General features: G+C 65.8%; 24 protein-coding genes and 1 pseudogene. 17 read left to right on the forward strand and 8 right to left on the reverse strand.

All coding sequences use genetic code 11. The features are described 5' to 3' along the window. Position 1: 1 nt before the first annotated feature. The 9 genes from ACQP1G_RS24280 to ACQP1G_RS24320 all read left to right on the forward strand — a co-directional run bounded on the left by ACQP1G_RS24280 (position 2) and on the right by ACQP1G_RS24320 (position 7,296). Complete coding sequence (locus tag ACQP1G_RS24280; RefSeq protein WP_433191861.1) at positions 2-991, forward strand: NAD(P)/FAD-dependent oxidoreductase; 990 nt, start codon at positions 2-4, stop codon at positions 989-991. 66 nt (positions 992-1,057) lie between these two features. After that, positions 1,058-1,390, forward strand: a complete 333-nt coding sequence (locus ACQP1G_RS24285) for an indolepyruvate ferredoxin oxidoreductase subunit alpha (RefSeq protein WP_433191862.1) — start codon at positions 1,058-1,060, stop codon at positions 1,388-1,390. 3 nt (positions 1,391-1,393) lie between these two features. After that, complete coding sequence (locus ACQP1G_RS24290; protein WP_433191863.1) at positions 1,394-2,575, forward strand: FAD-dependent monooxygenase; 1,182 nt, start codon at positions 1,394-1,396, stop codon at positions 2,573-2,575. Between the two features lie 8 nt (positions 2,576-2,583). Beyond that, the gene (locus tag ACQP1G_RS24295; protein WP_433191864.1) at positions 2,584-3,282 is read left to right on the forward strand and encodes a class II aldolase/adducin family protein; all 699 of its coding nucleotides are present in this window, start codon (positions 2,584-2,586) and stop codon (positions 3,280-3,282) included. After that, entirely contained in the window at positions 3,272-3,949 is a 678-nt protein-coding gene (locus tag ACQP1G_RS24300; protein ID WP_433191865.1) for a maleylpyruvate isomerase family mycothiol-dependent enzyme, read from the forward strand. The genes ACQP1G_RS24295 and ACQP1G_RS24300 overlap by 11 nt, the downstream gene beginning before the upstream one ends. A gap of 3 nt (positions 3,950-3,952) precedes the next feature. Then, positions 3,953-4,624, forward strand: a complete 672-nt coding sequence (locus tag ACQP1G_RS24305) for an MBL fold metallo-hydrolase (RefSeq protein ID WP_433191866.1) — start codon at positions 3,953-3,955, stop codon at positions 4,622-4,624. Between the two features lie 15 nt (positions 4,625-4,639). Beyond that, positions 4,640-5,728: a cupin domain-containing protein gene (locus tag ACQP1G_RS24310; protein WP_433191867.1), complete on the forward strand. Its 1,089-nt coding sequence runs from the start codon at positions 4,640-4,642 to the stop codon at positions 5,726-5,728. Positions 5,729-5,732: 4 nt separating this feature from the next. Continuing rightward, a complete protein-coding gene (locus ACQP1G_RS24315) occupies positions 5,733-6,563 on the forward strand; it encodes a fumarylacetoacetate hydrolase family protein (RefSeq protein WP_433191868.1) in 831 nt (276 codons plus the stop codon). Between the two features lie 13 nt (positions 6,564-6,576). Then, positions 6,577-7,296 carry a maleylpyruvate isomerase family mycothiol-dependent enzyme gene (locus ACQP1G_RS24320; RefSeq protein ID WP_433191869.1) on the forward strand — a complete coding sequence of 240 codons (720 nt, stop codon included), beginning with the start codon at positions 6,577-6,579 and terminating at the stop codon, positions 7,294-7,296. Between the two features lie 80 nt (positions 7,297-7,376). Here the strand turns inward: ACQP1G_RS24320 and ACQP1G_RS24325 are convergent, their stop codons facing one another. Further along, complete coding sequence (locus tag ACQP1G_RS24325) at positions 7,377-8,279, reverse strand: LysR family transcriptional regulator (protein WP_433191870.1); 903 nt, start codon at positions 8,277-8,279, stop codon at positions 7,377-7,379. A 60-nt stretch (positions 8,280-8,339) separates the two neighbouring features. Here ACQP1G_RS24325 and ACQP1G_RS24330 point away from each other — a divergent pair, with 60 nt between their 5' ends. Then, positions 8,340-9,188, forward strand: a complete 849-nt coding sequence (locus ACQP1G_RS24330) for an oxidoreductase (protein ID WP_433191871.1) — start codon at positions 8,340-8,342, stop codon at positions 9,186-9,188. Between the two features lie 210 nt (positions 9,189-9,398). Here ACQP1G_RS24330 and ACQP1G_RS24335 read toward each other — a convergent pair whose 3' ends face one another. Continuing rightward, positions 9,399-10,211: an IclR family transcriptional regulator gene (locus tag ACQP1G_RS24335; protein WP_433191872.1), complete on the reverse strand. Its 813-nt coding sequence runs from the start codon at positions 10,209-10,211 to the stop codon at positions 9,399-9,401. Between the two features lie 190 nt (positions 10,212-10,401). Beyond that, positions 10,402-13,839 carry a protein kinase domain-containing protein gene (locus ACQP1G_RS24340; RefSeq protein WP_433191873.1) on the reverse strand — a complete coding sequence of 1,146 codons (3,438 nt, stop codon included), beginning with the start codon at positions 13,837-13,839 and terminating at the stop codon, positions 10,402-10,404. A gap of 328 nt (positions 13,840-14,167) precedes the next feature. Between ACQP1G_RS24340 and ACQP1G_RS24345 the strand changes: the two genes are divergently transcribed. Next, on the forward strand, positions 14,168-16,084 hold the full coding sequence (locus ACQP1G_RS24345; protein WP_433191874.1) for a nitrate- and nitrite sensing domain-containing protein: 1,917 nt from the start codon (positions 14,168-14,170) through the stop codon (positions 16,082-16,084). A 305-nt stretch (positions 16,085-16,389) separates the two neighbouring features. Here ACQP1G_RS24345 and ACQP1G_RS24350 read toward each other — a convergent pair whose 3' ends face one another. Together ACQP1G_RS24350 and ACQP1G_RS24355 are read right to left on the reverse strand one after the other, a co-directional pair. After that, on the reverse strand, positions 16,390-17,211 hold the full coding sequence (locus ACQP1G_RS24350) for an acyl-ACP thioesterase domain-containing protein (RefSeq protein WP_433191875.1): 822 nt from the start codon (positions 17,209-17,211) through the stop codon (positions 16,390-16,392). Between the two features lie 317 nt (positions 17,212-17,528). Beyond that, positions 17,529-18,059 (reverse strand): winged helix-turn-helix transcriptional regulator, encoded by a 531-nt coding sequence (locus ACQP1G_RS24355; protein ID WP_433191876.1) that lies wholly within the window; start codon positions 18,057-18,059, stop codon positions 17,529-17,531. A 116-nt stretch (positions 18,060-18,175) separates the two neighbouring features. Between ACQP1G_RS24355 and ACQP1G_RS24360 the strand changes: the two genes are divergently transcribed. After that, a complete protein-coding gene (locus ACQP1G_RS24360; protein ID WP_433191877.1) occupies positions 18,176-18,688 on the forward strand; it encodes an SRPBCC family protein in 513 nt (170 codons plus the stop codon). After that, on the forward strand, positions 18,688-19,737 hold the full coding sequence (locus ACQP1G_RS24365) for an LLM class flavin-dependent oxidoreductase (protein ID WP_433191878.1): 1,050 nt from the start codon (positions 18,688-18,690) through the stop codon (positions 19,735-19,737). The genes ACQP1G_RS24360 and ACQP1G_RS24365 overlap by 1 nt, the downstream gene beginning before the upstream one ends. A 152-nt stretch (positions 19,738-19,889) precedes the next feature. On the opposite strand, the gene ACQP1G_RS24370 is transcribed toward ACQP1G_RS24365, so the two are convergent. After that, positions 19,890-20,774, reverse strand: coding sequence for an NAD(P)-dependent oxidoreductase (locus tag ACQP1G_RS24370; protein WP_433191879.1), 885 nt, complete (start codon positions 20,772-20,774; stop codon positions 19,890-19,892). A 130-nt stretch (positions 20,775-20,904) separates the two neighbouring features. Next, a complete protein-coding gene (locus tag ACQP1G_RS24375) occupies positions 20,905-21,069 on the reverse strand; it encodes a hypothetical protein (RefSeq protein WP_433191880.1) in 165 nt (54 codons plus the stop codon). A 242-nt stretch (positions 21,070-21,311) separates the two neighbouring features. Between ACQP1G_RS24375 and ACQP1G_RS24380 the strand changes: the two are divergent. From ACQP1G_RS24380 to ACQP1G_RS24395, 4 genes and pseudogenes are all read left to right on the forward strand, one after another. Then, positions 21,312-21,581, forward strand: a pseudogene (locus ACQP1G_RS24380) (helix-turn-helix domain-containing protein); the annotation flags it as partial. 18 nt (positions 21,582-21,599) lie between these two features. After that, the gene (locus ACQP1G_RS24385) at positions 21,600-22,256 is read left to right on the forward strand and encodes a TetR/AcrR family transcriptional regulator (RefSeq protein WP_433208761.1); all 657 of its coding nucleotides are present in this window, start codon (positions 21,600-21,602) and stop codon (positions 22,254-22,256) included. A 247-nt stretch (positions 22,257-22,503) separates the two neighbouring features. Next, positions 22,504-24,189: a bifunctional 3-(3-hydroxy-phenyl)propionate/3-hydroxycinnamic acid hydroxylase gene (locus ACQP1G_RS24390; RefSeq protein ID WP_433191881.1), complete on the forward strand. Its 1,686-nt coding sequence runs from the start codon at positions 22,504-22,506 to the stop codon at positions 24,187-24,189. After that, positions 24,186-25,136: an SDR family oxidoreductase gene (locus ACQP1G_RS24395; RefSeq protein WP_433191882.1), complete on the forward strand. Its 951-nt coding sequence runs from the start codon at positions 24,186-24,188 to the stop codon at positions 25,134-25,136. Before ACQP1G_RS24390 ends, ACQP1G_RS24395 begins: the two co-directional genes overlap by 4 nt. A gap of 120 nt (positions 25,137-25,256) precedes the next feature. On the opposite strand, the gene ACQP1G_RS24400 is transcribed toward ACQP1G_RS24395, so the two are convergent. Beyond that, entirely contained in the window at positions 25,257-25,829 is a 573-nt protein-coding gene (locus ACQP1G_RS24400; protein WP_433191883.1) for a hypothetical protein, read from the reverse strand. Positions 25,830-26,115 lie beyond the last annotated feature (286 nt).

Raw genomic sequence — 26,115 nt, forward strand, 5'->3', positions numbered from 1 at the left:
CATGATCGAAACAGATCTGCTGATCACCGGAGCCGGTCCGGCCGGGCTGTTCGCCTGCTACTACGCGGGCCTGCGCGGACTAAGCGTCACCCTCGTCGACAGCCTCCCGCACCTGGGCGGGCAGACCGCCGCGCTGTATCCGGAGAAATACATCTACGACGTCGCAGGCTTCCCGGCGATCCGCGGCCGAGAACTCATCGATCGACTGGTAGCGCAGGCGACGACCGCCGACACGACCATTCTGCTGAATCAAGAGGCCACCACCCTCGAAGACCAGCCCGACGGTTCGCTGATCATGACCACCGCGACCGACACCCGCATCCGCGCCTGCGCGGTCCTGGTCACCGCGGGCATCGGCCGCTTCACCCCGCGACCGCTGCCGGCGTTGGACGGATTCACCGGACACGGCGTCGAATACGTCGTCGGCTCGCCCGAGCAATACACAAACGATCATGTGATCGTCGTCGGCGGTGGAGACAGCGCGGTGGACTGGGCCAATTCCCTTGTCTCGCACGCCCGCTCGGTCACCGTCGTACATCGTCGCAACCGTTTCCGGGCGCACCAGAGCGCGCTGGCCCAGCTGTCGGCTACCCCGGCGCGGATGATCATCAACAGTGAGATCGCCCAGGTGCACGGTAACGGCTCCCTGCGCGCGGTGACCGTCCGCGATTGCGTCAACGACACCACCGAGCAACTCGACGCCACCATCCTCATTCCCGCCCTCGGTCATATCGCCGCGCTCGGCCCACTGACCGAGTGGGGGCTGCGGATGACCGACAAACAGATCGAAGTCGATACCACCATGGCCACCAGCCGATCTCGCGTATTCGCCGCCGGTGACATCACCACCTACCCCGGCAAGGTGCAACTGATCGCGGTCGGATTCGGCGAGGCGGCCACGGCCGTCAACAACATCGCGGTGACCCTGCGGCCCGGCGAAGGCCTGTTCCCCGGCCACTCCACCGAGATGTCACCCCAACCGGTGGTCTGAAAGCGCAACCCCAGCTTGGCGGACAGAGGAACCCAGCCCGGCTGGTAGCCCGAAAGGAGGCCCGACATGGCCTATGTCATCAACGACGCCTGCATCGACGAACTCGACGGTTCTTGCGTCGACATGTGTCCGGTCGACTGCATCTACGAGGGTCTCACCAAGCGATACATCAACCCGAACGAATGCATCGACTGTGGCAACTGCCTGTCCGAATGCCCGGTGTCGGCGATCCAGGGCCCGAAGGACATCACCGACCCGACCTGGCAGCAGGACAACGCTGCGTTCTTCGCATTACCGCTGCCCGGTCGCGAAGTAGCCCTCGGCGACCCCGGCGGCGCGGTCGGACTCGGCGCGGTCGGTGTGGACACCCCGCTCGCGGCCTCATGGATCAAGGAGTAAGTCATGCGTATTCCCTTTCTGATCATCGGCGGCGGCATCGGTGGTATGACCACCGCACTAGCCCTGGCACAGGCGGGCTTCGCTGTGCACATCGTCGAACAGGCCCCGGAGTTCGGTGAAATCGGTGCCGGTATTCAATTGGCGCCCAACGCAATTCGTATCCTCGATCAGCTCGGGCTGACCGGTGCCATCGAGCGGATCGCGGTCCGGCCGAAGAACCTGGTCTTCCTCGACATCGACTCCGGTGAGCACCTGGCCACCGTCGATCTCGCGGACCGGTTCGTCGAACGCTACGGACAGTCCTACTCGGTGCTGCACCGCGGCGATCTGCTCGACGCGCTGCTCGACGCCTGTCGCGCGCAGACGAACATCACCCTCGAGACCAACAAAACGGTTACCGGGATCGCGAACCGCGAGAACAACACGGTGGCAGTCGATTTCGCCGACAGCACCCGATACGTGTGCGGCGCGGTCGTCGGCGCGGACGGCCTGTGGTCCACAAGCCGCACGTTGCTCTCCGACGACGCCCCCATCTGCTCGGCCTACGTCGCCTACCGCGGTGCGCTCCCGATGCGCGAGGTCACCGTGCCCGTCGAGAACGACGACGAAATCATCTGGATCGGACCGAACAAGCACCTCGTGCAGTACCCGATCCGGGGAGGCGACCTGTACAACCAGGTCGCGGTATTCCGCAGCGACCGTTTCGATCCCGCCATCGCCGGGACCGAGGAGTGGGGCACCCCCGACGAACTCGACGAGCACTTCGGCACCGCCTGTGGACAGGTACGCGGGTCCGTCTCCCAGTTCAAACGCGAGAAGCGCTGGCCGATGTACGACCGTTCGCCACTGGCCAACTGGACGGTCGGGCGGGTCACCTTGCTCGGTGACGCTGCGCACCCGATGCTGCAATACCTGGCCCAGGGCGCGTGCCAGGCCGTGGAGGACGCCGAGTGCCTGACCCGGTTCATGGTCGAGCACAGCGGTGACGTCGACGCAGCCTTCGCCGCATATCAGGCCGAACGTATTCCGCGCACCGCCCAGATCCAGTCGGTGGCCCGGATGTGGGGCGAGATCTGGCACACCGAAGACCCCATCGTGCGAGAACTGCGTAACCGGGTCTTCGCCCGCGACAGCACCGAGCATTACATCGACCTGGACTGGCTATACCAGGTCCGCGTCGGATAGGAGAACTGATGAACGACGTTGTGCGCGAGGTAGTCCGGGCCAGCGGTGCACTCGCCTTCGCGGGCCTCAGTGACATGGTGTGGGGCCACGCCTCGGTCCGCGACCCGGATGGCAAGGGCGTGTGGATCAAGGCCTCCGGCTGGGGATTCGAAGAAATCGCCATCGACAAGGTCCACCTCGTCTCGCCCGAAGGTGCGGTGCTGATGGGGGAGGGAAAACGACACCTCGAATTCCCCATCCACACCGAGATCATGGCGCGGCGCAAGGATGTGGGCTGTGTCGTGCACACCCATGCACCCGCACTCGCCGCCTTCGCGTCGATGGACGTCGAGCTGCAACCGATTTCGCACGATGCGGTGCCGTTCACCTATCCGCAGCTGCCCCGCTTCGCCGAAACCGGTGCCCTCATCGCGACCCGGGACCTGGGCCGCGCCCTCGCCGAGACACTCGGTGACGCGCACGGCATCCTGATGCCCAACCACGGTGCGGTGACGGTCGGACCTGACGCCGCAAGCGCTGTCATGTATGCGGTACTGCTCGAACGCGCCTGCCGCACACAACTTCTCGCACTGGCCGCTGGTGGACCGAAGGTATGGTCGGATGAACAGGAGACACGCTTCAAACGTGATCAGATCTGGAACCCGAGTCAGCTGGGTGCCGGCTGGGAGTACTTGGCCAGACGCGCGGAGCAGGCCGATGTCCGCTGATCGGCTCCTCGATTGGCTCGAGTCGGAGACCACACGCCTGCTCGAAACCATCGACGAGTACTGGGAATCGGATTTCAACGAGCAATCGACACTGCCCGGGTGGACCACCGGGGCAGTGGTCACCCACCTGGCGAACCACGCCGACAGCATGAACAACCAGCTGACCGGCCGCGATTCGGGCCGACGATGGACCGTCGACACCGGTGCGGACCGACCCGGCGCGGTACTGATCACCGATGCATTCGACTCGGCGGACCGGCTCGCAACGACAATGTCCGGGCTGCGCGCCGCGGACTGGGGGCGCTTGATCCGCACTCCCACAGGGGAACTGGTCACCGTCTCCCGCTTGGTATGGCTGCGGCTGCGTGAAGTCACCGTCCACCACGTGGACCTGGGTGGTCGCTTCCAAGACCTGCCCACGAATCTGATCGACGAGCTGCTGGCCGACGCGGTACGAGCGGTGCGACACAGAGGTGACTGGCCCGCACTGGTGCTGCGACCGACCGGATCCGATCAGGCACTGTGCACCCGGCCCGGGAACCATCCGGGGCCCATCGAGATCACCGGAACCCCAGCCGGACTGCTCGATTGGGTGACCGGTCGCAACGACGGGGGCCTACTCGAAACCCCGGACCGAAGCCGTCCAGCCCTCCCGTTCTGGATCTGACCCATGGAAACGAGAACAATGAAGATCACCCACTTCGGGCACGCCTGCGTGCTCCTCGAGATCCCCGCGCCCGACGCCGAGATCCGCGTCCTCATCGATCCCGGCACCTACTCCACCGGATTCGAAGAACTCCGTGGTCTGACAGCGGTGCTGATCACCCACTCGCACCCCGACCACATCGACATCGACCGATTGACGGCCGTGCTCGCGGTGAATCCCACCACCGACATCATGGCCGATTCCGCCAGCGCCGCACTGCTTTCGGGCCTCGACCGGACCGTCACCACAGTGCAGCCGGGCGACAAACTGTGGGTCGCCGGTGTACAGGTGGACGTGATCGGCGGCGCGCACGCGTGCATTCACGCCGCGCTGCCGAACGTCCTCAATAACGGCTACGTCATCGACGGATCGATCCTGCATCCCGGCGATGACCTCGAGAGCTTCCCCGAAGGGCATGCGATCGAGGTGTTGCTCATCCCCGCCGGCGGACCGTGGATGAAGATCGGCGAAGGCATCGACTTCCTGCGCCGCGTCGCGCCCCGCGTTGCGATCCCCATCCACCAGGCCGGACTCGCTCGGATTCACCAGCAACTGCACTACCAGCTGTTGCGGAATCTCGGTCCCGACAGTTGCGAACTCGTCGTTCTGGAACCAGGCACCGCGCACGCGGTCTGAACAAGGCGGAAAGCTATGAGCACCATCGAAAACGTCGACACCGCGACCGCGACCGACCCGGCGCTGGAGCAGCTTTACCGGGACTTCACAGCAGAACACCTGAACCCGCTCTGGACGCAGACCAACGACCTCATGCCGATGACGCCGGCGTCCAAGGCGATTCCCTTCGTCTGGAAGTGGTCCACGCTCTATCCGATCGCGCAGCGCGCCGGCGACCTCGTCCCGGTGGGACGCGGCGGGGAGCGGCGAGCCATCGCTCTGGCCAACCCCGGTCTGGGCGGTGTACCGTACGTCACCCCGACGCTGTGGGCCGCCATCCAGTACCTGGGCCCGAAGGAAATCGCACCCGAGCATCGCCACGCGCAGAACGCCTTCCGATTCGTCGTGGAGGGCGAAGGCGTCTGGACGGTCGTCAACGGCGATCCGGTCGCCATGCGCCGCGGCGACTTCCTGCTGACTCCGGGCTGGGCATTCCACGGCCACCACAATGAGACCGATCAGCCGATGGCATGGATCGATGGCCTCGACATTCCGTTCGTCAACTACACCGACACCGGGTTCTTCGAATTCGGTTCCGATGGCGTCACCGACGACGGCACACCGGATATCTCACGCGCCGAACGACTCTGGGCCCATCCCGGGTTGCGCCCACTGGTCGGATCGGGCAGTAGGACCAGCTCGCCGATCGCCGCCTACCGGTGGGAGCATACCGACGCGGCACTGCGCGAACAGCTCGCCCTCGAGGACGAAGGTTACGCCGCCACCACCGAACCCGGGCATGCCGCGGTGCGCTACACCAACCCCACCACCGGCGGCGATGTCATGCCGACCATTCGCGCCGAATTCCACCGCCTGCGCGCCGGCGCGCACACCCGCCCGCGCCGTGACGTCGGATCGTCGGTCTACCAGGTATTCAACGGCACCGGACGATTCCACCTGGGGGACAAGGTCTTCGAGATCGGGAAGGGCGACATGATCGCCGTCCCGTCCTGGACGGAATGGTCCATCGACACCGACCACGGCCTGGACCTGTTCATGTTCTCCGACGCCCCGATCGTCGAACGCCTGCATTTCGACCGCACCCAGATTTCCGAAGGAGCCTGAACCTATGCGATTGGCCACTCTGCATCTGAATTGGAACGTCACCGCCGCAGTCCGGGTGGACAGTGACGAATTCGCCACTGTCATCGATGGATACACCGACTTGTCCGAGCTGCTCGCCGCGCCGGACTGGCGGCAGATCGCCGATTCGGCGGACGGTCTCTCGATCGACCTCGACGGCATCGAATACGCCCCCGTGGTCCCCAAACCGAGCAAAGTCATCTGCGTCGGCCTCAACTACGCGACCCACATCAAGGAAATGGGGCGGGAACTGCCCGCCTACCCGACCTTGTTCGCCAAGTTCCGGGAAGCGCTGACCGGGCCGTACGACGACGTCATCGTCCCGTCCTACGCCGCGACGCAATGTGATTGGGAGGGTGAGCTCGCCGTCGTTATCGGCAAGACCGCCTACCAGGTGGACGAAGCCGACGCCGAGGCCTACATCGCCGGCTACTCGGTCATCAACGACTACACGATGCGCGACTATCAAACCCGCACCCTGCAATGGGACCAGGGCAAGTCCTTCGAGAAGACCGCCGGTTTCGGTCCCTTCCTCACCACCACGGAGTCGTACACCTTCGGAAGCACGCTCGAGACCAAGCTCGAAGGGCGTACCGTGCAGACCACCACCACCGACGACCTGGTATTCAAGCCCGCCACGTTGATCGACTACATCTCCCACATCGTCACCCTGCAACCGGGTGACGTCATCTGCACCGGGACTCCCGGCGGTGTCGGCCACGCACGCAAGCCCGAGGTCTACATCCAGAACGGGGAAACCGTCGAGGTCACCATCGAGGGCCTCGGGACCGTCCGGAACAAGACGATTGTCAAATAGGAGTCGCACGCTGATGGGATTCCACGATCTCGCACGCACCGAACAATCGCTTCTCGCCCGCCGTGGCACCGCCTATTTCGCGGAGCGGCTCGCCGCGCTCACCGATGACGAACTCGGGGAACCGACCCTGCTGAAGGGCTGGACCCGACGCCACCTCGTCGCGCATGTGAGTTACAACGCGGTAGCCCTCGGTAATCTGCTCGACTGGGCGGCGACGGGTATCGAAACACCCATGTACACCTCGCCCGAGCAACGTGGGCGCGACATCGAGGAGGGCGCCACGATGTCGCCCGCGGCGCTGCGGAACTTGTTCGACCACACGGTCGCGCGGCTCGACGAGAAGTGGCGGAACCTCCCGGACGCGGCCTGGGACACGAAAGTCCGTACTGTGCAGGGGCGTTCGGTTCCGGTCGTGGAGACACTGTGGATGCGCAGCCGCGAGGTGTGGATTCACGCGGTGGACCTCGCCAACGGTGGTCGTTTCGACGTGTTCCCCGACGTGATCTCGAGCAGCCTGCTCGACGATGTCGTCAGTGTCTGGCGCACACGCGATGTCGGCGCGGGTTTGGCCTATCGGGTCGATGATCGGTCGCTGGTCGCTGTTCTGCCCGAGAGCTCGACCGATACCACGATCACGGGATCACTTGCCGCGGTGACTCGCTGGGCGACCGGCCGCGGGGCAATCGGCACCGCCACGACGGGTCCGGCGGTTGCCGCGCCCACCTGGCTCTGAACGCGAAGCGCATTCGAGGATCTCGGTAGCTCTGTCGGGCACCGGACCGACGTGATGGTCCGCTGATGCACTGCGTGCTTCTATTTCTCGTCGACGTCGCGGACTGCTCGTAGTGCCTGCTCATAGGCTCGAACCAGAGGACGCTCGTCGTTCGCGCGGCGGGCGAGCGCAAAAAGTAGCGGGGGTAGATCGCGGACCAGGCGGAAAGTCACCCCGCCGCGGTCGAGCAACGGAACGTCGCCCGCGGCGGTCAGGATCACACCGAGGCCGGCCGCCAGAGCTTCGTTGACCTCGTCGATACCGGCCACCTCGGCGCCGACGCGGACCGGCCGCCCCGCCCGCTTCTCCATTGCCAGCCAGTAGTCCCGCAGTGGTCCCGCTGCATGCGGCAGCGCCAGGAACGGCTCGTTCAGCAGGTCCGCGAAGTCCAATGCCGTCGTGCCCGCCAGCTGATGTCCGGGAGGCAGCGCGATCAGCCGGGGCTCCTCCGATACCACTGTGGTGGCGTAGCGCTCCGGATCCGGCAGCGGGAGCCGAATGTAGGCCAGATCGCTGCTGCCGTCCGACAGTCCGGCGGTCGGGTCCTGCCAGCCCACCTGACGTAACTTCAAGGTGACTTCGGGATAGGTCGCGAGGAACCGCGACCGCACCGCCGGCAGCAGTCCGCCACGCCCCGGGCTCGCGCCCATCCCGATCACGAGGGTGCTGCGCTGGGCCGCTCGCGCTTGCTCCACCGCCGCGGCCGCGGCGTCGAGTGCCTCCAGCACTGTCCGTGCGTGCGGGAGCAGTGCCTCACCAACGGGCGTGAGCGTCACCTGCTGCGGAGCCCTGGTGAAAAGTGGCGCGCCCAAATATCTTTCGAGTGCCCGAATCTGCTTGCTCAGTGCCGGCTGCGATACATAGAGCCGTTCGGCCGCGCGTGTGAAGTTCAGCTCTTCAGCGACAGCCAGGAAGTAGCGCAGATCGCGTCCGTGCAGGTCCATAACCAATGGTTATCACGACAGGTCTTGGACGCACCCTGAACCTGGCCGCACGCTGAAGTAATGAACGAGATCTGGATTGTCACAGGTGCCAATTCCGGCTTCGGTAGGGCCATCACCGAGGCGGCCGTCGCCGCCGGGAACATTGTCGTCGCGGCCGCGCGGCGACGCGAAGCCCTGGCAGATCTCGTCGCCGCCCACCCGGATCGGATCGAGGCGCTGAGCCTCGACGTCACCGATCAGACCGCGATCGCCACCGCTGTCGCGGACATCGCAGCCCGCTACGGCCACATCGACGTCGTGGTCAACAATGCGGGCCGCAGCCATATCGGAGCTTTCGAGGAGACCTCCGACGCCGAACTGCGGGATCTGTTCGAACTGCACGTCTTTGGGCCGGCCGCAGTCGTCCGCGCCGTCCTTCCGCATATGCGCGCTCAACGATCGGGAGCGATCATCCAGGTCAGCAGCCTGCGCGGTCAGACCTCCCGGGCGGGCTTCTCCGCGTACAGCGGCAGCAAGTTCGCCGTCGAGGGCATGTCCGAGGCTCTCGCGAGGGAGGTCCGGCCACTCGGCATCAAGGTGATGATCGTCGAGCCGGGATCGTTCCGCACCAGCCTGCCCGGCAACACCACGGTCAGCTCCGAATTATCCGACTACGCTGCCACGGTCGGCGGCATGCGCGCTGTCATCGCCGCAGGTGGCGGAGAACAGCCCGGCGACCCGGTCCGCGGCGCGGCTGTCATGCTCACCGCCCTCGATGTCGATCGGACACCACTGCGACTGGTGCTCGGCGCCGATGCCGTCGACGGCATCCTCGCCCACCTCGACCAAGTCCGCGACGACATCGAAGCTTGGGAGGACGCCTCCCGGGAGACCGCGTTCCAACGCTGCCGAGTTCTGCAATTCGGATGACGTGTTCAGCCGTGGTCCATCGAAGGTTTCAGGCATCCGACACGAGGCAACGCTCGCCGCGATCACCCGCTGGGCCGACGGCCGCGGGGCACAGCCCCACACCGGCTCTGAAACGATCCGCCGCGACGCGCGGGCATCACGAGACACTTCGTCGCAAACACGGTATCGCCGTACACACCCGACACCCCAGGATGTTCTTCTGTCCAGAATCTATGCTTCGATGGCGGCGACGTCGGCTTCGATGCCCGCAACGGCATTGCGCATCTGCGCCACGAGCGGCCCGCGTAGGTGCTGGGCGTAGCGCACGACCGGCACCGCCACCGAAATCGCCCCGAGTGCTCGTCCGGTGTGATTGCGGATTGCCATCCCGAAGGCCGCGATCCCCTCCTCGGTCTGCTGCAGGTTGATCGCGAAGCCCGAGGAACGACAATTGTCCAACTCATGGACGAACGGGTCGAACTGTTCGCGGGGCATCCGCCGGTCGCCAGGCCAGGATTCGGCGTACGCGTGGTCGCCCGGCCTCAGGTACAGCTGCGCCAGCGTCTGCCTGCCCAACTGGGCCAGCAAGATCTTCCCGCCGGCGGTGCGTTCGGCGGCGAGCACCTGACCTTGACGATCGCCGACGCGCAGCATCTCGCTCGACTCCGCCGACAGTAGAAAACGGACCTGCGCGCCCACGCGGATGACCAAGTTCACCGTCTCCCCACACTCGCCGGCCAATGCCTCCATGTGCGGGCGCGACCTGTCAGTGAATTCTCGAGTCCACCCCCGCCGCGCCGGACCGGCACCCATGGCGGGGCCCGGGTGATAGCGCCGTTTCTCGTCCTGCAGGGCAAACCCTCGATACAACAGCATTGCGAACAACCGGTGCGCCGTAGATGGTGCGATACCCAGTTCCTCGGCGGCGTCCTTGAGTCGCACACCCCCCACATCACGCAGCATCTGCATCAGACGCAGCGCGTTGTCCACCGACTCGAGCATGTAGGTCGGCCGCTCGATCATCGGACTCCGCTTATTCTGCACAACGGAATCTTAATTCCCGATGGCGCATGCGGAGCCACATGCACGTTGTAAGAGTCCGTCTCGGCTCGCTGCTGTCCTTACCCTTCGAAGAGCGACAGGTACTTCCGCAAGCCATCGAAACCGGGTGTGCCGCAGCCTGATTGGCGACCGAGGGCGGACGTGGACTCTTCCTGGAAGCGCCCGCCTCGGGTCAGTGCCTGCCTGCACGCCGCTGTTGCTCGGACTCGATCTCGCCCAGCAGCTGTTGCAGGAATGGCCGCGGCAGACCTGACTGTTCGGGAACCTCGGACAGGGCCTCGATCACCGGAGCGATACTCGGACCGCTGTCGACGACGACGCGGACCAAGCCGAGTCGAGCGCATTGGGCCAGCGCGGGGGTCGCCTGCTCGATTGCCTGTGCGGTGTGCTCAGAGGCGACGAGGCAGCAGCCGTACAGGAGCCGGGCGTGCAGTGCCGCCCACGGACGAGGTTGCTGGTCGATCTCGTGCAGCAGTTGCGCGGCTCGATCGGTCGCTGACCGCGCGGTCGCCGGGGTTCGGCGAGCCAGGAGCAGTCGAATGGCCGAGTCCTGAGCGAGTTCCGCAACGTTCGACAGCAGTTGGTTCGTTTGGCGGCGGTACGGCGGGAGCCGATCGAGCGCGTCACGTTCGGCCGCAGAAATCGGAAGACCCAGTCGCACTTGCTCGTTGACGATGCGTGCGGATAGTCGCGGCAATGCGAGATCTTTTGCAAGCCTCTGCCCTTCAGTGAGGCGTTGGTCGGCTCCGGGGAGATCACCGCGCAAGGCCGCGAGCCGGGCGCCGGTCCCGTAATTTGCCAGCAGGAATTCCACTCCGCCTGCCGCGATGCCGTGGCCTGATTCGAGCAGCTCTCCGGCTTCGATGAATTGCCCTTTCTGATAGAGCAGTTCACTGAGCAGGGCCGATGCTTGCCGGGTGGCATTGGATCGGCTGCCGGTCCGCAATGCCAACTGCAGTGCGGCACGGAAAGCCCGTTCCGCATCGGCGATGTCGAGTTGTTCGACTGCGGCCATTCCGGCGATGCAGTCACTCCAGACGACTCCGAACGGGCCGCTGGCGCGCACGCGGTAGGGCGTGGCCCAGTCGTGCCAGCGGTGTACGGCATCGAAGTCGAAACGGTAGAGGGCGGCGCCAGCCGCGATGCCCGCCGCCACGTGTGCCAGAAACGGACGGACGGGGGACTGCAGCCGGGTAACCACTGATTCCGGCAGGTCCTGGAACCGATCGGTCACCAAGGACTCGGCGACCCTGACCAAATCGGCCTCGAATCGTAGATCCGTCGCGTCGTCTGCACCGGAGGGGGAAGCGAGCACGGTTTCCACCCGCTCGAGCGCGATGTGCGCGGCGGCGGGGCGCTGCAGCGGGATGTTCGCCCATGCCACGGCCAACTGCAGGCGCGGACTGGATTCGGCGATCGACGAGGGCAACTTGCCGACCAGCCCGAGCAACGACGCCATCCGGGAGTTCTCGATCAGAGTATCGGCATGCTCCTCGACCAATCGCATCGCGCGGTCCGGAGCGTCGGCGGCGAGCGCGTGGTCGACGGCCTCGGCGAGCATATCGTGCTCGGCGAACCACCTCGAGGCGATCGCGTGCAGTCGTTCGATTGTGCCGGGCTGTTGCCGGATCAAGCGGCGGCGCAGAAAATCCGCGAACAATCCGTGATAGCGGAACCACCGTAGATCGTCGTCATCGATATTGCGCAGGAACAGGTCTCGTCGGCGCACATCCTCGAGCATCTCCTGTCCCGATTGCGCTCCCGTCAGAGCTTCGGCCAGATCGCCGCATATCGTATCGGTCACAGATGTGCGCATCATGAATTCGAGCACGTCGGGTTCGAGAGTCTCGACCACATTTTCCATGAGGTATTCGCCGACGGCGTAGTGCTGTCCTGAGATCTGTCCGATATGCGCGGCGGGATTGTCTTTGCCGCGCAATGAGAGTGAGGCGAGTTGCAGAGCGGCAACCCACCCTTCGGTCGACTCGCACAGCTGGTCGACTTCGGGGGCGGCCAGCGGAAGGTTGTTGACCTCGACCAGAAAACGCTCGGCCTCCGAGGTGTCGAACCGCAGCAGGCCTTCGTCGATCTCCACCAGTTCGTCCTGAACGCGCATGCGCCCCAACGGAAGCCCGATGGCGGTGCGACTGGTGACGATCAACCGCAGATGATGGCACGCGTTGTCGAGCAGGAACCGCATCGCGCCGATCGTTGCCCGGCTGGTCACGCGATGCCAGTCGTCGACGACGAGGGCGACGGGCTCGTCACCGTGGTGGATGTCGTTGATCAATGTCGTCATCACCAGGCTTGCGGCGTCGCTCGATTCTTCCTCCAGAATCTGTGCCAGTTCGCCGGCCAAGGCCGGTCGGGCCAGTCGGAGGGCTTCGACGAGGTGGGTCAGGAACCAGACGACGTTATTGTCGTCCGCGACCACGCTCAGCCACGCGACTGGGATGCCGTCGGCCTTCAGAACGTCTACCCATTGCGCAGCCAAGGTGGTCTTGCCGAAGCCGGGAGGTGCGTGGATGAGGACCAGGCGCCGCGGTTGGCCGTCGCGCAGTTCTCTCAGCAGGCGGGGGCGCTCGACCAAGCGACGTGGGGATCTCGGCGGCCGGTATCGGGTCGTCGGTGTCGGTAGCGGCGGCTGCGGCGGCCCGGTCGGTTCGGGCAGGTGCCCGACCGCGGAGTCGGGTTCGGTCGGCAGAGCCATCTTGTCGACGGGCAGGCCGCAGGCGAACTCGATGTTGCGTAACCGCTCGCCGTATTCACGTGCAGACCTGGGACGATCCGGCGGGTCGTGCGCCATCGCCGCCTCGATGGCCGCGCACACGAGGGCCGGAACTCCCGTCGCGCACAGATCGGGGATCGGCTGCGAGGTGATGCGCACGAACTGCGCGACCATCGATTCTTCAGCCTTGCGTTCGAACGCGGCATGTCCGGTGAGCAGGGTGAACAGCGTCGCACCCAGTCCGTAGAGGTCCGAGGCGACGGTCGGTTGCTCGCCCCGCAATACCTCGGGGGCGGTATACGCGGGAGTGCCCGTGATGAGGTCGGCATCCGTCTCGAAGCCGCCGCTGACGCGTGCGATGCCGAAATCAGCTAGCTGCGGCTCGCCGTAATCGCTGATCAAGACATTGGCCGGGTTCACATCGCGGTGGACGATTCCGCAGGTGTGCGCGACAGCCAACGCACCTGCCATTTTGATCCCGATCGACAGCACTTCCTGCCACTCGAACGGGCCGCTGGTTCGAACGCGGGCGGCGAGCGACCCGCGTGCATGGAACGGCATGACGAGGAACGGGCGTCCGCTGGCCGTGACATCAGCGTGCAGCACCTGCACGATGTTCGGGTGAGCCGAGAACTTCCCCAGGGCACGCTGCTCACGAAGAAATCGGCGGCGATCGTCCTCCTCGATCTCCGCGTGGAGCACCTTGACGGCTACAGTGCGGTCGAGCGAATGCTCGGTACACCTGTATACGGTCCCGAAGCCGCCACGGCCGATCTCCTCCGGCTCGTCGAACCCGGCCACCGCCAGCTCGTCTGAGATACCGAGCCGCAGATCGCGCCGCGTCTTGTCCACGTCACCGCCGGACACCGAGCGCTCACCCATCCACCCGCGCGAATCCGCGATCGGCGGCGCGCGTCTCGACCGACTCGTCACGCACCTCGAGCCATCCATCCTCCACCGAAACGATGTGAAACAGCAGACCCCGACATTCCGATCATAGGACGGTCGACAAAAGGTCGTGAGCATCGGAATTTCCTCGCTCGACCGATCCCGGTAATCGCGTGGGTGGGTAAATCAAATGGCCTCGGGGTCGGGCTCATACATTCATCGGCCGCGCGGGACTTCTGGCCCGTCAGACGCCACTGTCAATGTTGTTTCGCTGTGCAGAAACGGAGTGAGTCCGGCAGCAGTGAGCGGATACGTTTGCCCGATGTTCAGAGCGACGCTCGGCATCCGAACCAGAATCCTCGCGATTGCGCTCGTTCCGAGCCTCACCGTGCTCGTGCTCGGCGTGGGTGCGGCGGGATATCTGGCCCGACAGGGCGACAATGTCAAGGCGTGGTCCTCGGTGCTGGAGGCCGCCGCCGCCCAAGCGCGGGAGATGATCGGCGCGGTCGAGCAGGAACGCCTGCTGTCGCTGTCGCAACTGACCGGTGACCAACCGGATCCGATGGCGTTGGGACGGGCCCGCCAGCGGCTCGACCATGCCCTTCTGGGGATCGCGGATCTCGAGACGGCGCTGGCGGATATGAGCACGGGTGGAACAGATACCGCGACAGGCGGATTCGACTCGGTCAAATCACAGCTGCCGACGATCCGCGGCCAAATCGATGCTCGAACCCTGCCGATCTCCGACGCCTACGGTATGTACACCAAACTGCTGCACGCGGTCGTCTTCGGCATCCGGATCGTCGGCAAGACTGCCCCCGACGCCCCGATCGCGTTCGAGTTCGCCGACACGGCGCGCGTGCTGCTCACAGTGGAGGCGATGTCGCGCGCTGCCGCGCTTACTGTCGTGGCCTCGAGCTCGCCCGGCTTGCCTGCCGCGCTGGTTCGCGAATACCGCACCATGGTCGGTTACTACCGCGCCGAATTACCCCAGCTCGCCGCCGATCTCGGCGGTCAGCAGAAAGACCTCGCCCGAGAGTTGATCGAGTCCCCCGCCTGGCAGCAGCTCGGCGTCATGGAGGACTACATCATCACGCCGCCGAGTAGACCCGGCGCCCAGCAGCCTCCACCGCTGAGCATCGGCGACTGGCATCAGGCCGCCGACCAGGTCAACCACCACCTACTCGAGCTGTGGCAGCGACAGAACGAGCACGCCAACGGGGTCGCCCTGGACGACGCCGCCCGAACCTCCCGAAACTCGCTGCTGGCCGGGGCGGGCGTGCTTGTCCTGGCGGCAGTCGCCATCCTCGCATCGCTGTGGCTGGCCAACCGTCTCATCGGCCGTTTGAAGCGGTTGCGGAGCCAAACGTTGGCCTTGGCCGAGGTGGAACTGCCCGATGCGATGCGCCGCCTCCGCGAGGGCGAACATATCGATGCCGAGAAGGATGCTGCTCGACTGGATTTCGGCTCTGACGAGATCGGTCAGGTAGCCAGGGCTTTCAACGGCGCCCACTCCGCCGCCGTTGCGGCCGCGGTCACCGAAGCGCGTACGCGCGCGGACGTCCGGGCGGTGTTTCTCAACATCGCCCACCGCTCCCAGATCGTGGTGCACCGCCAACTCGAACTTCTGGACGAGGCCGAAGCCAGGCAGGAGGATCCGGGGCTGCTCGAGACCTTCTTCCGCCTGGATCATCTGGCCACGCGTGAGCGCCGCAACGCCGAGAACCTGATCATCCTCGGCGGCGGCAAACCTGGCAGGCAGTGGCGTCGACCGGTGCCGCTGGCCGAGCTCGTGCGTAGCGCGGTGAGCGAAACGCTGGACTACACACGGGTGCGGACCGCGCGGCTATCGGAAGTCTTCGTCGTCGGCGGCGTTGTCGCCGATCTCATCCATCTGCTCGCTGAACTGGTCGACAACGCCACCGCCTTCTCGCCCCCGCACTCGCGCGTCGACGTGACCGGCAATACGGTGGGCAAAGGCGTCGTGGTCGAGGTCAGCGACCAAGGGATGGGCATGCCGACCGCCGATCTGGAGCGTGCCAACGACTTGCTGCGCCGGGCACCGGATTTCGGCGTCGCAGCGCTGTCCGCCGATTCGCGGCTCGGCCTGTTCGTGGTCGCGCGACTGGGCGCCCAGCATGGCATCTCGGTCCGACTGGCCGAATCCGACTACGGAGGTATCCGCGCCATCCTCCTCATCCCGAACACACTCCTGACCACCGACGCCCCCGAGCGCTAACCTTTGGCCCATGGGCGCCGAAGTGGCGCGGCACGCATGGATCGTCGGCATAGGCGGACCAGCCTCGGGCGCGAGGACTGGCTGTGGTTGCGTTGCCGGGATTTTGGTTGTCGAGGGTAGTCATATGGTCGTTGGTGTCGGGGGGTGAGCGGCCGTATGACTACCCTCGTCGGGGCCGGTAGGCCCGGCGAGGTACGGCTCGATCACTCGGCACTGTTCCTTGGTCGACTCGTGCCACCAGAGGTCAAAGCATATCGAGCACAAAAACTTTGAGGATGGACCCTAGAGCTGCAATGGGATTCCGGTCAGCGTTCGTCGAGCAGTCTCACCGTTGCGGTCGCCGCGATCGTGTTCTCGTCCAAGAGAAGCCAGACGACGAGCTGATGCGGGTCCCTGCTGGTTCGAACGGTGACGCGCGTGGCCGGGGGGATGGGACGAAGGAATTCCACAATGGCCCGGTGACGTCGCTCGATAAGGTCAGGGTGCATTGCGAGTTCGTTCTCGACAGCGTGCCAGTAGACGGCGTTGTTGACGTGATCGAACGGGTCGATATCGGTTGCGCGGATGCTGAATTGTCGATCGTCTGCGCTGGCAGCGGGTAGCGGCTCGGTGATGAGTGGGCGCCAGCGCAGCCGGGTGTCCGCCACGTGCCGGTTCAGATGTTCCTGCGCGGCTTCTGTGATCCGCGACAGTTGCCCGGATCGGTCGACCTTGATACAGAACGACTCGGTTTCGATGTGGCCGGGCGGGCGGTGCTCCGGGTTGAACGGCGAGGTCTCATGGCTGCTGCGGATCGTCTGCCGCATGTTCATCCATCTGGTGGAGGTGGCAGAGCACCACCGTTGCACCGTCACATTTCCCGGCCAGCTGATCGGTTCGATCACATCGATGATGGTCCGGCGCAGGATCCAGAACGGGTCGGTTTCGTAGTGTTGCCAGGTCTCGATCATATCGGCGGCGATGTCCTGCAGGTAGCGAGCGACGGCATCGAGCCGAAGCCGCATCGCAGCATCGATATCGGAGGTGCGCATCCGATACCGCGCAGTGAAAACCTCTGCGCCGAGAGGTTGTTCGGGCAGCGTGTACATGTCCTCGGTCGAGGCGAGTCCGGTCGGCGATGCGGTCACATTTCACCGCCGCGGCCGCCGGTTTGCGCGGGCATTCTCACCAGGTCGACGTTCTCTTTTCCCGGTAGGGCAGCAAAGAGTCCCGTCAGCCGGGAGGCCGCCCGGAAAGATTCGGAGCGGCTGTGAGCTCTTGGGCCCGGGCGATCGACTGCCTTCGCAATCACTGCAATCACTTGTTCTCCTTTGCGGCGCAAGCAGTTTGGGGTAGTCAAAACTGCGTAGGGGTTGGTTCGAGCGGGAGCGCCCGGGCGATTTTCTGCGAGCATTAACTCGGTGGATCGCTACGGTCGGAACCATCGGCGTCGGATGATCGACTCTCAGGCGAGGTCAGCAGGCCGACGGTCCGGATCGTCGAGGTGAAACCGCCGTCGAATATTGGGGCGCTGCAGCAACTTCGGCGGGTACCCGGGTCCGGGTCGTGGGGTCACGTTCTGCGACGCCAGCGGCTGCTTGCAGTGTGAGCACACCACCTCTGCGTCGGCGTCGTGGCCGCAGGTGTCGTGTCGTGCGACGATCGGCGGGCCGGCCGCACCTGCGAGCCAGCGGTCACCCCATGCCGTCATGGTAGCGATGACGCCGTAGAAGTCGCGGCCGGATTCGGTGAGCAGGTACTCGTGGCGCACGGGCATGGTCTCGTACACGCGCTTGTCCATGAGCCCGGCCTCGACCAGCCGACGCAGCCGCTCCGAAAGAGTGTTGCGCGCGATGCCGAGTTCTTGCTGGAACTCATCGAAGCGGCGGATGCCGTAGAAGGCCTCGCGCAGGACCAGGGGCGTCCACCAGTCACCGAGCAGGTCCATGGTGCGGGCCAAGGAGCAGGGCCAGTTCGCCAACGAGGTCCGTTTCATGTCGTCATCCTAGCGGGTCTTTCATTGAGACTCAGCTGTTCAATATTGCGAGCAGGTCTTGCGCTGGTAAGTCTATCTACGCAACTATGGACGTCAACGGGCGGAAGGAACTGATTGTGGAGTGGACCGGGCAGAGATACGCGGACACCCCGACCGTGGCGGTGCAGACCTACATCGATGCGCCGCCGGATCGGGTGTGGAGGTGGGTGAGCGATATCCACCTGATGCCGCGCCTCAGCGCCGAACTGCGCGCCGTCCAGTGGCTCGACGGCGCGACCACCCCTGCGGTGGGTGCGCGGTTCAGCGGGCAGAACGCGCACGAGGCGCTGGGATCCTGGGAGACGATCAGCACCATCGTTGAATTCGATCCGGAGTCCAGCTTCGCCTGGGCGGTCGGCGACCCCGAATATCCCTCCAGCATTTGGCGTTTCACGCTGCGACCCGAAGGTGCGGGGTCGGTCCTCGAGCAATGGACGCAGATGGGCCCGGCCCGCTCCGGGCTCAGCTACGCCATCGACGCGATGCCCGACAAGGAGCAAAAGATCGTCTTCGTCCGGCTGCGCGAATTCGAGACCGGTATGAAGGCCAATCTGGCCGCTATCAAGGATCTGGTGGAGGGTGCGGCGTAATGCGTACGGCAACAACGATCGAAGGCTCTTCCGTCGGCTGGTCCGAACTCACCGAATTCGTCGTCGAAGCCGAGAAGCTCGGCCTGGACATCTGCTGGGTGGCCGAGGCCTGGGGCACCGACGCGGCCACGCCGCTGGGCTTTCTGGCGGCGCGTACCGAGCGAATCCTGCTGGGCTCCGGCGTCATTCAACTCGGCACCCGATCCCCGGTGCTCATCGCCCAGACGGCCATGACCCTGGCGCAGCTTTCCGAAGGGCGTTTCCTGCTCGGTCTCGGCGCCTCAGGTCCCCAGGTCATCGAGGGCCTGCACGGTATTCCGTTCGCGCGCCCGCTGACCCGCATGCGCGAAACCGTGCAGATCATCCGCGAGGTCTTCACGGGCAACAAAATCACCTACCGGGGCGACCATTTCACCATTCCGCTGCCCGGCGGCGAGGGCCGTCCGATGCGGCTGAGCATGCAACCCATCGCAGTGCCGATCTACCTCGCCACACTGTCGCCGAAGATGCTGGAACTGACCGGCGAGATCGCCGACGGATGGCTGGGCACCAGCTTCATCCCCGAAGGTGCGCATGCCTACCTCACCCACCTCGACGCCGGGCTGGCCCGATCCGGACGCACCCGCGCCGATCTCGATATCTGCCAGGGCGCGGAGATCAATATTGTCGCCGATGCGGCCCAGTTGGCGGCCGTCGTCGGCAGCCGCAGGAAGGAGCTCGCCTTCTCCCTCGGCGGCATGGGTTCCGGAACCACCAACTACTACAACAACGCCTACAGCCGCCAAGGTTGGGCCGACGTCGCCGCTCGGGTGCGAGAGCGCTGGCAGAGCGGTGACCGCGACGGTGCCGCGGCTCTCATCACCGACGAAATGGTTATGGCCACAACGCTGATCGGCACAGAGGACATGGTCCGCGACCGCCTGCGCACCTGGCGCGACGCCGGCGTCGACACCGTTCGCCTCTATCCGGGGGGCGACACCCTACACGCGCGCCTCGACAACCTCGGCCGCGGAATCGAGTTGATCCGTGGAGTCGGCGATCGAGCGTAGGCGTCCCCGACGCGTTTGCGCCTCGCCGTGAAATCAGCGATCGGCCGGCTTCTATCAGCATCGTGGGGCAAGGCTCCCGGTGCGGATTGCGCCCAGAGGCGGGAGCAGCGTTTATCGGGTCTGCGTGGTGCCGGTCGGTGCGCCGGAAGAATCTATGCGGGCAGCCCGGCCCGGCGGCGGGCCACGGCGGCGACGGCGGCCCAGTCCTTATCGCCGTCGCCGTAGGCGAGGGCGTCGAGGAAGGCGTCGCGCAGCACGCTGCCGAACGGCAGCGGGACGTTCGCGGCCGCGCCGGCGGTGAGGGCGAGGTTGACGTCTTTGAGGCCGAGTGGCAGCCGGAAGCCGGCTGGTTCGTAGCGGCGTTCGGCGACCATTGCGCCGTAGCCGGAGTAGATCGGCCCGGGAAACAGTGTGCCGCTGAGCATTTCGACCAGGTCGGTGGGCTGGACACCGTGAGACTCCGCCAAACTGCACGCCTCGGCCATGGACTCGATGGCACAGGCGATCAGGAAGTTGACGCTGATCTTTGCGGCGTTGGCGTGGCTGGGGCGGGTGCCGAAATGCCAGGTGTGCCGCCCCATCGCGGACAGCAGCGGCGCTGCCTTCGCCAGCGCCGTCTCGTCGCCGGCGGCGAGAATGTTCAGTTCGCCGGCAGCAGCTACTCGGGGCCGGCCGAGGACGGGCGCGGCGACGTACCCGATGTCGTGCTCGGTGTGCAGGGCTTCGGCCCGCTCGGCAAGGGCGATCGAGACCGTCGCCATGTTGAGGTGCACCGCCGCCTTTGCACCGGCCAACAGCGTCGGGTCGAGCAGCGACTGCTCGACGGCCTGGTCGTCGGCCAGCATCGAGACGACCGCTTCGGCGGCGAACACGTCAGCGAGACGCCCGGCCGCGTCGGCGCCCTGCGCGACCAGCGCGGCGACCGGCTCGGGGGAGCGGTTCCAGACCAGCAGCCGATAGCCTTCCCGAAGCAGGCTGGCGGCCATGCCCTGCCCCATCGCGCCGAGCCCGGCGAAACCAACTGTCATTCCAGTCATCGCACACTCCTCGTTGTCGTCGGCGGCCAACAGAATGAACGGCGGCCATTTTCTGATCGAAGGCCCGTGCAGCTGGGCCGGTACGAACCGAGCCCGATTCATCGTCCACCTTGTCGGACATCGCCGCGGTCTATCGCGAGTTGCGGTTTTCGCTGCTGAGCAGCCTCGCCTGCTTTACGAGTTGGTTGATGACCGCATGCAGCAAGTCCGCCGTGGACGGATCTTCGGCATCGGTGTCGGCGAGCAGCGTCGATACCGCGACGCGAATCTGTGCGGTGACCGGGTCGACGATCACCTACGCCAATCCTCGGGAATTGCATCAGATGGGCGAGACAGTGTCGGTCGCGCGATCGCTGCCAAGGCTCGAGCCGATCGCACAGTCACTTGCAGTCATGCTCTTGGCCAGTCTCTCCCGTTTAATGCATGATATTCTCCCTATCAGGGCGAGTCTTGGAGGGTGGGTTGCGGCAACATCGCGCTGTACAAGGCGCTCGCACCGGCCTTGGAATCGGCCACACCGAACGGGAAGGACCGCTGATGCCCGGGAAGCCGGACTACCGCTGGCACCTGCGTCGAATCATGGCCGATCGCGGGATGTTCCAGACCACGGACTTGATCGCCCCGCTGGCGGAGCGGGAGATCGCGCTGTCGTCGAGCCAGGTCTACCGGCTGGTCACCGAACGGCCCGAGCGACTCAATCTCAGGATCCTCACGGCACTGCTGGACATCCTCGACTGCTCGATGGACGACCTGATCGAACCCGTCGCCGCACCAAGTGCGGTGAGCCAGCCGAAGAAGGCAGTGGGCGGGTCGACGGAGCAGGTTATGGCCACCGGCAACGACACACTCCAGCCCGACGGCCGCCGCCAGGACAGGGCCACCCGCCGTCGAGCCCAGACGCGTGCGCGCTTGCTGGACGCCGGCCGCGCCGTGATCGCCCGCAAGGGCGTTGATGCCGCGACCATTGGTGAGATCGCTGAGACCGCCGATCTCGGCTTCGGGTCCTTCTATAACTACTTCTCCACCAAGGAAGAGCTGCTCGACGCGGTTATCGACGACGCGCTCGAACGTCACGGGCAGGCGATGGACGCGCTCACGTCCGAACTCTCCGACCCTGCCGGGATCGTCGCCGCTGCTCTTCACGGCACACTCGCGGCGACGGCCGACGATCCGGTGTGGGGATGGCTGCTCGTCAGGGTCGCCGTCTCGCACGAGTCGCTCCTCAAACGGCTCGGAGCCCGCCTGCTATCCGATGTCCGTCGCGGAATCAACGACGATCGCTTCCGGGTACTCACCCCTGCCCTGGCCGAGTACATGATCGGCGGGGCGCTGATCGGATGCATGCGCGCCAGACTCGACGGCGAGCTCGACCGATCGGTCGACGCTGAATTCGTCGCGTACTCACTGCGCCTGCTCGGCATCCCGCCAAGCGAGGCCACGGAGCTGGCCTCGCGATCTTCCGGCGACACCGGCCAGCGCTGACGACTCCTCTTCGCTGTTCCGCTGCGAGCCGGGCCAAGAGCTCAGCGAACGTCTCCGCGCGTCCACGTGACCTCGCGCCGTCGGCGCTTCATCTCTTGACGTTCAGTAGACTGAGGCTACACTCAGTGTTGAGGAAAGCGTCGTCTCTGTGGGTGACCGACGCTCTGCGCGGCACCAAAATGCCGCTCATCCGGACTTCCGTCCTGCCGGCTCGATGCCGGTACAAGTGAGAGAACAGTCCATGCTGATGAAAGTTCAGACCGAGTCGACAGCGGGCACCCGGACCGACGGCGACCCGGAAAACACTGATGTTGTGATCGTCGGCTACGGGCCGGTCGGCGCGATGGTCGCGAACCTGCTCGGCCAGGCCGGGGTCAGGACGATCGTGCTCGAGCGCGACGTCGAGCCATACACCATGCCGCGCGCGGGCGCCACCGACGACGAAGTGCTCCGCGTCTTTCAGGCGGCGGGCCTCGTCGATCAACTCCTACCACTTCTCGACCTGGGGCAGAGCACGCAGTTCCTCTCCATGCATGGCGACCCGCTGGTCACGATGCATCCCAGTGGAGGCCGCAACGGGTTCCCGCAGCTCGCGTTCTTCTACCAGCCCGACCTCGAGCGTGTGCTCTATGAGGGGGTCGCGCGGTATCCACATATCACCGTCAGGATGGGCGTCCGCGTCGAAGGAATCCACGAAGAAGGCGAGGGCGTGACCGTGTGGGCTCGCGCCGGCGACCGAGGTCGGCAGACCGCGATCCGCGCGCGCTACGTCGTGGCCTGTGACGGCGGACGAAGCACCGTGCGCAACCTCCGCTCCATTGAATTCACCGGCTCCACGTACGCGCAGCCGTGGCTCGTCGTCGACGCCGAGCTCGAGGCCCCGTTGACCGACGTCACGTCCTTCCAGTTCATCGGGAATCCGGACCGTCCAGCGGTGACGCTGCCACTACCCGGGACGCACCACCGCTGGGAGTTCATGGTTCTCCCGGGCGAAGACCACGCTGAACTCGCAACTCTGGAGAACGCGCGGCGACTCATCTCCCCGTGGGTCGACCCCGACCGGATCACCATCCTCCGGCACATCGTCTACACGTTCCACGCCCGCACTGCGACCCAATGGCGTTCGGGCCGTGTGCTTCTCGCCGGCGACGCGGCGCACCTGATGCCGCCGTTCGCCGGACAGGGACTCAGCTCTGGCCTACGCGACGCCCACAACCTTGCCTGGAAGCTCGCGGCGGTCATCGCAGATGACGCCGACCCGTCGTTGCTCGACAGCTATGAGCGTGAGCGACGCCCGCACGTCACACGCATGACCCGGCTGACCCGCTTCTCCGGCGCCATGGTGCAAACCCGCCGCCGCCGTGTCGCCGTGGTTCGTGACGCGATGCTGACGAAGGTGGCGCATCTGCCCTACTTCACCGAAGGACGGTTCAAGCCCGACCTCCGGTACTCATCCGGAGCGTTCGACAGTTCGCGACGCCGCGCCGGCGCCGGACATACGTTCCCCCAGCCCACGGTCCGCACACCAGAGGGACGGCTGCGGCCCCTCGACGACCTGATCGGCAGCGGCTGGGCCGTCCTCGGTCGCGATCTCGATCCACAAGTCCACTTGCGCCCAGAGAGCCAGGCGCTGTGGACGTCGCTCGGCGCCAGCTTCCTTTCCATCAGCCGACCCGGCCACCGCCGGACCCGCTGCGAGGCCGATACCGTCGCAGTCGAGGACATCGACGGCTACGCGCTCGACTTCTTCGACCGACACGGCGGTGACGTCGCGATCGTGCGGCCAGACCGCATCGTGTTCGCGATGCCGGAAACCAGCGACCTCGACCACATAGCCGGCCTGTACAGGTCATTGGTCGGCGGGGATGTGGCCGCCGCCAACCGCGCAGCCCGTTCGATCCGTACAGCCCAGAAGGAGGTCGGCCGCGCATGATTCTCGTCATTGGGGCCACCGGAAGAATCGGCGGCGAAGTCGCACGCCTGCTCGTCTCGGCAGGATCGCCGGTGCGAGCGCTTATCCGCGACCGGTCGAAGGCAACCGCACTCGCCGACCAAGGCGTCGAACTGGCAACCGGCGACCTGGGTGACGCCGCCTCACTCGACCAGGCTATGCAGGGCGTCGACCGCGTGTTCCTCGTCTCGGTCCAGGACCTCCGGCAGGCCGAGCTACAGGGCAACGCCGTCGACGCCGCGCTCGGGGCACATATCGGCCACATCGTCAAGGTGTCCGGCATTGCACCCTCGGTCTCACCCGGCGGTCCGGCGGAGATCGGCCGCCAGCATTGGCAGACCGAGCACCGAATCGAAGCGACAGGCGTGCCCTTCACCTTCCTACGCCCGGGATTCTTCATGCAGAACCTCCTCGAGACCGCAGCGCCGATGGTCTCCGAGCTCGGGCTGCTCGCAGCGCCGATGGACAGCGCACCGATCGCGATGGTCGACGCCCGCGACATCGCCGCCGTCGCCGCCGCGGTGCTGACCAGCGACAGCCACTATGACCGCGTATACGACGTCACCGGGCCGCGCGCGTTCAGCTACGCGGAACTGGCCGCGGTCCTCGCCAGCGCGACCGCACAACGGGTCCGCTACGTCAACACGCCGCCAAAGCTCGCCGCGAACGTGCTCCGGCGCCAGGGAAAGCCTGACTGGTACGTCGAGCATCTCGCCGAGATGGCGGAACTGTTCCGTGCCGGTGCCGGCGCGACGGTCAGCACCACCGTGCGCGACCTGACCGGCCGGCCCCCACAGACCATCGAGAGTTTCGCCGCCGAGCACGCGAGCTCGTTCACCCAGGACGGTGTCTCGCGCCTCGTTCACACCGCCGCGCGCTTGGGCCTCACCGTTGCCGGCCGAGCCGCCTCGGTCTCGCGCGCCAGGTGACCGCCGAGAAGCGACATCAACTCGAAGCCGGCACAAAGACGAACCGCTATTCGCAGGTGGGCAGGTCACAACCTGCACCTGATCGGTCCCATTGCTGACTGCCCGACGAGACAACCCGGCCTACTGCTTGCCCTCGTGCTCCACTTCCTGGTCGGTTTCCTGTTGTGTCGGAGTGCTGTCATTTTGTCGGGTATGTCGGATGCCTCGCCATCCCAGTGGGAGTTGAACGCGGCCGGCCCGGATCTCGCCGATGAGTTGCGCATAGCCTTCACGGACCTCGCCGAGATGGACCCACGCCGAGTGCCGAAGCTCCTCGCAGTCGGCGTGCAGCACCGTCCACCAGGCCTCGGCGTAGGTCTTTGCGACATGACTGATGACCTCACCAAAGGAGTGAGTGTGGCGGCGGGCGCACCGGCTGTGGCGGACGTAGAACACCGCCCAAGAGTTGATCTTGTCGATGACCTTCGCGATATCCGCATGGAGGTCTGCCTCGGTGACGTCAGGTGGAGGCCGCCGGGGATTCAAAACCGCCGGAATCAGGGCGGCGTGTAGATCGCCCAGTTCTCTCGCCCACGCGATCAGCGGCAACGGCTCGGCGAGACGCCCGGCGATCGCCGCCAATAGTTGATCCGGGGACAACAAAGCTGCCGCATCCATCGCCGGATCCCCCCGCCCCGCCATACCCGCGTCCACGGGTGATCACATGTCTTTCATCGCGGGCCGACACTTCAGGTGCGCCAGATGGTCCTTCGTCGCTGGGCCGTCACCGTCAAGGAGACGGGTTGCCAGCGAATCATGTTGTGTGGCCCCGAAGTTCGTTGCCAGCGACGGCCATGCGGTGGACTTCGCCGGGGCTGTCTGCTCGGACTCGGTTGCAACGCGGTGGATGGTGACCAGCTGGCAGCGAGGGCTCATGGCGCGGGGGACCACCCTCTACGTCCGGTGATGACATACTGGTCGCCGCCTCGGGCGATGCGCG

The sequence above is a fragment of the Nocardia sp. CA-107356 genome (assembly GCF_050946365.1).
Lineage (GTDB): Bacteria > Actinomycetota > Actinomycetes > Mycobacteriales > Mycobacteriaceae > Nocardia.